The organism is Pseudomonas sp. NFACC51 (genome assembly GCF_900103575.1).
Taxonomy (GTDB): Bacteria; Pseudomonadota; Gammaproteobacteria; order Pseudomonadales; family Pseudomonadaceae; genus Aquipseudomonas; species Aquipseudomonas fluorescens_Q.
In genome coordinates this window covers 1-9097 of sequence record NZ_FMXH01000028.1, presented here as the reverse complement: position 1 = coordinate 9097, position 9097 = coordinate 1, and the positions used below count along the sequence as shown (strand labels likewise).

The 9097-nt window shown below is 50.6% G+C and carries 6 protein-coding genes; 1 reads left to right on the top strand and 5 read right to left on the bottom strand.

What is annotated here, in order from left to right; genetic code table 11:
- The 5 genes from BLT00_RS30525 to BLT00_RS30505 all read right to left on the bottom strand — a co-directional run.
- A partial coding sequence (locus BLT00_RS30525; RefSeq protein ID WP_092152616.1) for a calcium-binding protein occupies positions 1 to 2372 on the bottom strand: 2372 nt, incomplete at its 3' end.
- A complete protein-coding gene (locus tag BLT00_RS30520; protein ID WP_092145699.1) occupies positions 2369 to 2830 on the bottom strand; it encodes a hypothetical protein in 462 nt (153 codons plus the stop codon). The genes BLT00_RS30525 and BLT00_RS30520, both read right to left, overlap by 4 nt.
- 42 nt (positions 2831 to 2872) lie before the next feature.
- Entirely contained in the window at positions 2873 to 4294 is a 1422-nt protein-coding gene (locus BLT00_RS30515) for an HlyD family type I secretion periplasmic adaptor subunit (RefSeq protein ID WP_092145697.1), read from the bottom strand.
- Positions 4287 to 6449 carry a type I secretion system permease/ATPase gene (locus tag BLT00_RS30510; RefSeq protein WP_092145728.1) on the bottom strand — a complete coding sequence of 721 codons (2163 nt, stop codon included), beginning with the start codon at positions 6447 to 6449 and terminating at the stop codon, positions 4287 to 4289. The genes BLT00_RS30515 and BLT00_RS30510 overlap by 8 nt, the downstream gene beginning before the upstream one ends.
- 122 nt (positions 6450 to 6571) lie before the next feature.
- Positions 6572 to 7984, bottom strand: coding sequence for a TolC family outer membrane protein (locus BLT00_RS30505; RefSeq protein ID WP_092145693.1), 1413 nt, complete (start codon positions 7982 to 7984; stop codon positions 6572 to 6574).
- 791 nt (positions 7985 to 8775) lie between these two features.
- On the opposite strand from BLT00_RS30505, the gene BLT00_RS30500 reads away from it, so the two are divergent.
- Entirely contained in the window at positions 8776 to 9078 is a 303-nt protein-coding gene (locus BLT00_RS30500; protein WP_092152614.1) for a type II toxin-antitoxin system RelE/ParE family toxin, read from the top strand.
- Positions 9079 to 9097: the final 19 nt, after the last annotated feature.

The window sequence follows — 9097 nt, the reverse complement described above, 5'->3', positions numbered from 1 at the left end:
CGAGTGTTGATATCACTGGCAAGGATGCCTGCGCCAAAGCGCAAGGTGTCTATTGCACCGACACCACCATCGTGTTCAGTGATGGTGTCCTTGCCGTCGCCCAGGTTGAATAAGTAGGTGTCGGCATAATAGCCGCCATAGATCTCGTCATCTCCCAAACCACCTGCCAGCACGTTGTTTCTTGCGTTCAGATCGACCTTAAGCAAGTCATTACCTTCGTCGCCGAACAGCTGGTTACTGCCTACGCCGCTATCAAGGGTATCGTTGCCTTCTCCACCCTCCAAGGTATCGTTTCCGTCCCCCCCTTGTAACTGATCATTACCCGCCCCGCCAATTAGATGATCGTTCCCGCTTTGTCCTAATAGACTATCGCTTCCGTTCCCTCCAAGTAAGAAATCAGCTCCGCCTCCTGCCGTAATATTATCAGCGCCATCACCACCAACCAGTGAATCGTTACCGCCGCCCCCCGTAATAGAGTCGCTCCCCCCACCTCCAAAAATGTACGAGTTTCCAAGCCCCGCTTTCAGAATGTCGTCCAAACCTCCACTGACAACAAGTTCCGGTATCTGGGCGAACAGAAGCGCGCGATTGTTTTCAGACAACTCGCTATAAAAGCCAACGAACGACTCTGAGACTTGGTTCGCCAACACGTCACCGGCCGAACTGGATAACAGCTCGAGCATGTCCATCATAGTCCCTACGGCTGACACATCAAAACTTTGCTGGAGCGTGTCAACTAAGCCACTAAGATCCCAAGATGCCAAGTCGTCCGCCAAAGCGACGCTATCTAAATAAGGTTTAAGGCGCGTCTGTTCCAAAAGCCCTTGATAAACAGAATCTATCAACTCCGAATAAGACTCATTCAGCAGCTGTTCATGGGCAAAGTTTAGCGGTAAATCGTGTTCAGTTATGGTGACCTGCTGCCCGTCACCTATAACCCCAACAGACTTTACACTTTCGAAACTACCAGATCGAACTTTAAGATCGACACCTCCAGCCGCCCCAGCAACCAAGTTAAAATCAAAAAAACTTCGACCATTGAAAATTTCCAAAATTGCAATTTTTTCAACTAAGGCTGCTCTCGCGACTTGCGCAGGCGTAGGCTCAGTACCTAATACCTCCCACGACCAAACAAATTTGAATACTCCCCCACCTGCGAGCCCCTCAATACGCTCTTGGAGATTTTTTGAATCAGACGTTACGCTCCAGGATTCTAGAAGCGCATCCATCAACGAAAGCTGCTGCTCTCGAGAGGTAGCTTGCGAATACTCCTTCAATTTGGCAAGAAGCTCCGGGCTGAGTGTGGCGGCCTCGGCTAAGTCTCGTACAGCACCCGATCCAGCCATGTTCGGAAGCAACAATGCCTCTTCGCTCACTTCTCCAGCCGGAAATTGTGTATAAAACGGGTTCGAGGCTAAATCCAGACTCACTGCAAGGCTTTGATTACCATTCGAAGATCCCGTATGCCCGTCTTCATAAGTAAAAACACCGACAGAAGCAATAATATTTTCTTGTTGCACACTGCCCGATGACACCGAGCTTAGACCAATCGATTGAATTTTCAGATCACTGAGCGTCCTTAATTCATTCGCTTGAGATATCCCATCAAGATTTTTATCTTGCCAAACTTTGACGCTATTAAACTTATTATCTCTAGCGTCAAACACACCGTCGGCGTTAGAATCAAGATCCGAAAGCGCATCAAATCCATTAATAGCTTTGCTGCCATTTGATTTTATTGTATCGACGCCAAATAACTCCGCGCCAGCGTCAATGACTCCATTCAGGTTTCGGTCTAAAACAAGAAACCCGTCATCAGGGCTTACCCATCCAGTGCCGGTCTTGACACCATCGCCATCGAAGTCGAATTTCACTCCAGATGATGTACCGACAGTTTCTATGCCGTCGCCATCAAGATCGAGCGCTAATGGATCGATCCGGAACACAAAATTCTCGGCAGACGTAAATTTCCCATTAACGGCGTCAAAAATGGGATCAAGCCACCCTCTTTCGCCCGAGTACTCAGAGAACTCATCAATAAAAAACTCAAGAGTCTTTGCAAGTCCAAATTTGAATAACTCAGCCTTAAATCCCTGACGCACAAGATACTCTTGCAGCGTCTGATTATTTTTCATTGAGTCAAATACTAAATCGAGCCCGCTTTTTTGAAGTATTTTTTCGATATAGTAGACGGGTATTCCTATACCCGCCATTTTTGCTATTTCTTCTCCCGCCTTTAGATAGGCCTCATTTCGCGTAGCCGGATCCGTCGCATCACGACCAATATTGTACCACTTGATGGCCGCATCAGCTTTATCGTAAATGTAAACTACCGTAGCGGCTTGCCCAAGCACTTTTGTAGGTATGCTCATTTAGACTTCCTTCCCATAATATCAAATACCGCCAGAACAAAATCTTTTAGAGACCAGGTCCAACCACCTAAGAGCACACACGTAACTAGTAGCGAAAAGTACTGGTGGAACGGGGAATATGGACGTCTCGCCAACCCTACCCCCACCATGCCGAGAATCACCAAGCATGCGACAAAAAAAGCTGCACTTCGAAAAAAAAGATAAACAACGTTGCCTTTACTTACCGTTTGCACCCAATTCTTCGCTGATTCAGAAAACAGTGCAGCCCAACCCAAATGAAAAAAACTAGCATAAATAAAACCTAAACCCTGACGAATCGCGAGCTCAGGATTGGTATCTAACAAAAGCCATGAATAGAAAGTATTTAACCCTTCCCCAGCAGGCCGCAAGAATTCGATCCATTGGTAAAGCAAAACACCGCCACCGAAATACAGAGGTAGAAATAATATATTTTTCACCCAACCCTCACTATCGCTGTTATTAACGTTGTCTTATTCAAGTCACCGCTCCCTAATGCTCTCTTTGAAATGCGCTTGCAAGGGGCTCAGAAAATACTCAATCACTCGACGCTTGTCGGTTTTCACTTCAGCAGTGACCCCCATTCCAGGTTCCAAATCAAGCCGCCCCCCTTCAACTGACAAGGAGTTACTTGCGAGCCGAATCTTCACGTTATAAATCAGCCCTCGCTGTTCATCTTCTATTGCGTCTGATGAAATACTCACAACCTCTCCATCAATTACTCCGTACTTAGTAAAGGTATATGTCTCGACCTTCACCGTGACCGCCTGCCCTTTGTGAACGAACCCGACATCCTTGTTTTCTAGAGTAGCCTCAACTTCAACAGGCTGTCCGGTCGGTACGATTGTCAGCAACGGCTGCGCTGGAGTTATCACTCCGCCTACCGTGTGCACATTCAATTGCTGTACCGTTCCATCTACCGGTGCTTCAAGGGTAGTCAGGCCATCTTGATACTCGGCCTTGGCCAAATCCTGCTTTAACGAAGCCACCTTCTGATCGGCCTGCTGCAGCAGATCCAGCATCGCACGTCGTGTTTGTGCTATGACGCCGGCCCGCCGTCTTTCAGCCTCCTGACGCGCCGCAGAAGACTGAAGCATGCTGGCTTGCTGCACGCTCAACTGACGTTCGACGTCCAACCGCGCCTGTTCCTTTTCAAGGTAGGCATGGCGAGCGATGTACTGTTTTTCCAAGAGGTTTTGATAGTCATCCGCCAGCTTCGCGACGATAGGCAGTGTTTTCTGCAGACTCACGACTTGGCCTCGTGCCGACTGAATGTCGGCTTGTCGCTGAGCAATCTCAGCGTCAACAGTGTCCAGGTTGCTGCGATACTCTTGGTATTGGCCTTGCACCCAACGCTCGGCAGCGAGTACGTGCTCAGGGTCGGCACCCTGGATGGCTCCAGTTAACGTTCTAGGTGCTCGTTGATGATCGATTGCATCGATCATCGCAGCGGCCCGCACGCTGTCGATCCGCGCGGCCAATAGATCGCTTTGCACGCGACCCACATCAGCCTGGGCCGAAGTGGAATCCAACTCCAAAAGCAACTCACCAGCTTTGACGGTCTGGCCGTCATGCACATGGATGGCCTTTACAACTGCTGTTTCGCTGGACTGAATAACCTTGCTCTTACCACTGGGGATGATCTTGCCCGTAGCTGTCGCCACGACATCGATCTTGCCGACACAGGCCCAAACCAGTGCAATAGCGGCAAAAGCCATAATCGCCCACATGAACACGCGAGGGGCCGGATGAGTCGGTCGCTCCTGCAATTCAAGGGAAGCTGGCAGAAACTGAATCTCGTGTGACAGACGTCTCGGAGCATCCATTTCCCGGCGAGCCTTCCAGGACTGGCGCCAGGCGTGTCGATACCGTTGCAGCAAGCCTGCCGACTCTGCGTTAGACATTGCCAGCTCCTTGCTGCAAACGATGCAGGCGCGAGTAGTGTCCGGCCTGGTGGGTCAATAGTTCTGCGTGAGTGCCCTGCTCCACAATCTGGCCACGCTCCACCACCACGATGCGGTTGGCGTCACGTACAGCGGAAAGTCTGTGGGCGATAATGATGACCGTGCGCCCTTTGCAGATGTCCTTCATGTTCTGCTGCACTACGCGCTCCGACTCATAATCGAGCGCACTAGTGGCTTCATCGAAGATCAAGATCCGGGGGTTGCCCATCAAAGCACGGGCAATGGCGACACGTTGACGTTGTCCGCCTGACAGCGACGCTCCGTGCTCACCCACTACGGTGTCATAGCCTTCGGGAAGCTCAAGGATGAAGTCGTGGGCGCCAGCAAGCTTGGCTACGTGAATGACCTTCTCCAGCGACACGCCAGGATCGGCCAAGGCAATGTTCTCGCGGATGCTGCGAGCGAACAGCATGTTGTCTTGGAGTACAACACCTATCTGACGGCGCAACGAAGATACGTCCGCCAGCGCCAGGTCCATTCCATCCACCAGCACACGTCCGCGTTCCGGTACGTAGAGCCGCTGGAGCAGACGAGTCAGGGTACTCTTGCCGGACCCCGAACGCCCGACCACACCAATCACTTCCCCCGCGTTAATACTGAGGCTGACGCCACGCAAGATCTCCGCCCCATCGGGACGGTAGCGAAAATGTACTTGGTCAAACTCGATGCGGCCGCGGATTGGCGGTAACGAACTTCGCGTTGCCTGAGCGATCTCGGTGCGTGTGTTGAGGATGTCACCCAGACGCTGCACCGAGACGCCGGTCTGTTGAAAGTTAGTCCATAGCTGCGCCAGACGCATGATCGGCTGCGCGACGCGGCCGGCGAGCATGTTAAATGCTATCAATTGCCCCACAGACAACTGCCCTTCGATCACCAGGCGAGCCCCGACCCACAAAGTCGCCACGGTGACCAGCTTCCCAATAAGCGATACGCTCTCGTTAGCGATGGTGGACAGAGTCTGAGTTTTAAAGCCGGCCGCTACATATCCGGCCAACTGGTTGTCCCACTTGCGAATGGCCTGAGGCTCAACAGCCATCGACTTGAGGGTATCGATACCATTGACGGTCTCAACCAAGAAGGCCTGGTTTTCTGCTCCCCGGGCGAAGCTATCATTCAACCGTGCGCGCAGGACCGGCGTGATCAATACCGACACCAATATGTACAGGGGTAGCGATATCACGACGATCAACGTCAGCCAGCCGCTGTAATAGAACATCACAGCAATGAACACGACGGAAAAAAGCACGTCGAGTATCAAGGTAATCGCATTACCTGTCAGGAAGCTGCGGATATTCTCCAGCTCGCGAACCCGAGCCACTGAGTCCCCCACTCGCCGCGCTTGGAAATAAGCCAGCGGCAGAGTGATCAAGTGCCGAAATAACTTGGAACCCAGCTCTACATCGATACGGCTTGCCGTATGCGCGAATACGTAACTGCGTAACCCCGTCAGCGCAGACTCAAAAAGCATCACCACGACCAAGCCTACCGCAATGACGTCCAAGGTCGTCAGCCCTCGGTGCACCAGCACCTTGTCCATAACCACTTGGAAGAACAATGGGGTGACCAGAGAGAAGATCTGCAGAACAAACGACACCAACATGATCTCGCCGAGCAGTTTTCGGTATTTGACAATCGCTGGGATGAACCACGTAAAGTCAAACCTAGAGGATTCTCCTGGAGTGTTTGCCTCGGAACGGATCAGCAAAAGCTGTCCTGTCCAACGTGATTGAAGCGCTTCGAAAGTGATCACTTCCGGCCGCTGCACTGCCGGGTCATGGATCAACACATTGCCTTGGTCCATGCGCGCGATAATAAAAAACGTCCCATTCACGTCGCTGGCAATGGCAGGCAGCGGCGTGCGGTGCAGGCGGTCAACAGAGGTGGACGCAGCCTTAGCTTTGAGGCCGAGCTTACGCGCAGCCAACAACATGTTCGCCTGACCAAATGGACCATCAACGCTTCCGAACTCATGGGCGAGTTGGTCAGCAGAAGCTGCAACTTGATGAAACCGGGCAAGCATGACCAGAGAAGCCAGGCCAGAGTCAAAAATAGGGGCATTTTCAGGCGCAGAATCGTCTTGGACGGTCTCAGTCATGTCATATAGTGCTCGGGCATTACTTCGCAAGAGATATGGCCAAAGGCCATACATAAAATACACGTACTTCAGGTAAACTGGAGCGAATTCAAAGAACGTTTCGCGATTAAGGCAACGCTTATTCAAACTCCTGGGGGAAGAAAATCTCTAGAGGGGACGTAATCATGCTTCAAATATAAGGATAAAACCTCCAAATCATCAACACTTAAGGTTCCGGCCGCCTGCTTTAATTTAAGATTATCAACGATATAGTCGTAACGTGCGTTGTTGTAGTCACGCACAACCGTATACAGCTGCTTTTGTGCATTGAGCACATCAGCAATATTACGCGACCCAATATCTACGCCTACCTGGTTCGCCTCCACCGATTTTCGGGCCGAAGTAATACCTTGTCGGCGCGCATGGATTTGAGCGATATCCGTATTGACCCCTCGGAACGAGTTACGAGTGTTCAACACTACTTCTCGGCGTCGATCTTCTGTTTCATCTTGACTCTGTAGAAGCCGCTCGACAGATTCCTTAATTTTGGAGCTGGTCATTCCGCCTGAATAAATTGGAATATTTAATTCAATTCCGATGCTGCTTTGCGCAACATTTTCACGATATCCGTCTCGCCCAAAATCTGTAGGGTTGCTGTAACCGAAGCTATCGTTGTCTCCCTTACGATATGAGGCCACCGCATCAATCGTTGGTAGGTGCCCTGCTTTGTATTGCTTTAACGTCTGCTCTGCGGCTCGCTCAGCCTGTTCATTGGCTTGGAGTTGCAGGTTTTGACGTACAGCCGTGTCAACCCAGGATTGAGCTTCGTTGGGGATTGGTGGTTCGACCGGGAGTTGATGCCCCATCCCGGCTATAGAGCTGTAAGATTGATTAGTCAATCGATTTAAAGCCTCAAATGCATCATCGACTTTTCGCTGTACCAATTGCCGACTCGCCTGTACGTTGTCATAGGCCGCTTGCGCGTCATATACATCCGTAATGCTAGAGGCACCGTCTTCTAATCGGCCTTGTGCTTGGTCACGCTGATACAACAGAGCAGCTTCTTCAGCCTGGACTGCCGCTAGGGCGTCAAGCTGACGTAATGTTTCAAAATAAGCCTCCGCAGCAATCAGCGCTAACCCCTGTACCTTCGCGGAAAGCTCCAGATCCGCCTGAGCTACACTGGATTGTGCGGCTTTCAGTTGGAACCAACGGTCGATGCGAAAAAGCGGTTGGCTGAGGTTCGCACGAAAGGTTGTTCCGCTGCGTGCACGACTCAAGGAGGGCTCGTCACGCTCTAGTCGAGTTGCTTCGGTCGTTGCACCTGCCGTTAGATTCGGCAGTAGTCCTGAACGCGCTTGAGGTACCGCTTCTCGTTGCGCCAAATATGCATGACGGGCGGCAGATAGTTGCGCATCACTTTGAAAAGCAGATTGATACACACCAATTAGATCTGCATGAACTGATGAAAGCTTTTCAGCAGAGAAGACATATGAGCTGAAGAAACTAGCAGCCAAAGAAACACACCAACACGCCAAATAATAAAGCTTCATCATTTACCCAAACGCTGTTGAATCATATGCTCATACCGTTTGGTTCGGCTGCGCAACGAGAATCTTTATTTTTATTTCCGAGACAGCCAGATTCGCTCCGCCGTCACCATGAACCGACACACCCAAAATAAAAAAACCCAATAAAATCAAGAAATTAACATTTCCATTTTCGAACACGAACCACTATAACCTTTAGCTATAATATCAATCGCATTTCAATCTAATTAAACAGTCCTGACTTTGAGAGTAACTACAGGCTTTGTAAAAGCGGCCGTTTCTAATCTGAATAATAGAGATTTCAATCTGAGCACTACTCATAACGAGCGAAGACTAGTATTGAATAGACGCAGAGTCTTATTTAAATCCGGGCCGCCCCCTTGACAATTTGACGTGCAACTGCCGGCCATACTCAAATGCACCCGACCAAAAAATGCTATCAAAACGACATCATGCATGTCTATTCCCTACTGTCATTCCTCTCAGCGTTTTTGACGAGACACGACATGTATGGGGGGATCGTCGGCAGGGAGCTAATACAACATATTGATTTATATAACATTTTAATTCTATCACTTAAATTACCCTATCAACCCGCATCTCTGTTGACGGATAATTTTTACGACCAACGGCCCAGGGTCAGTCGTTCATGAAATGAAGATTCAGCAGCTCGCTACGAGATAGGGCATGCAGATATCGACTCAACCCTCAACCAGTAATCTGTCAGCGAGCCGTCCTGACGCGCCCCTCCGATGCCGGCTATGACACCGATGCGTTATTAGAATGCCAGCGAAGTGATGCGAGACCCGACGCAGTCCGACGATCAAACACGCCAGCGCTACCAGGCGCTGATCCTCGCGGCGCTGCAAGCGATTGCCGACACGCCTTATCGCATTGGCAGCCACGACCGTGATGAGCTTGCACCGGGCCTTCGCAGCTATCACCTCATCTATTCACGCCAGCAGGCCAAACTACTTCATGGCGTGGTCAAAAGTCCGCGACATATCGTGTTCTATCGTGTGGGAGACGGCGACGTGATTGAGATCGTCCGACTCCTCCATGACGCCATGGAGGTGCAGTTGCATCTGCCCAACGATTGACCACAAACGCTAAAGGCTG

Excerpts from the sequence above, each read along its gene's own strand:
- BLT00_RS30500 (WP_092152614.1), top strand. The coding sequence starts at position 8,776 with ATGCGAGACCCGACGCAGTCCGACGATCAAACACGCCAGCGCTACCAG.
- BLT00_RS30510 (WP_092145728.1), bottom strand. The coding sequence starts at position 6,449 with ATGACTGAGACCGTCCAAGACGATTCTGCGCCTGAAAATGCCCCTATT.
- BLT00_RS30505 (WP_092145693.1), bottom strand. The coding sequence starts at position 7,984 with ATGATGAAGCTTTATTATTTGGCGTGTTGGTGTGTTTCTTTGGCTGCT.
- BLT00_RS30515 (WP_092145697.1), bottom strand. The coding sequence starts at position 4,294 with ATGTCTAACGCAGAGTCGGCAGGCTTGCTGCAACGGTATCGACACGCC.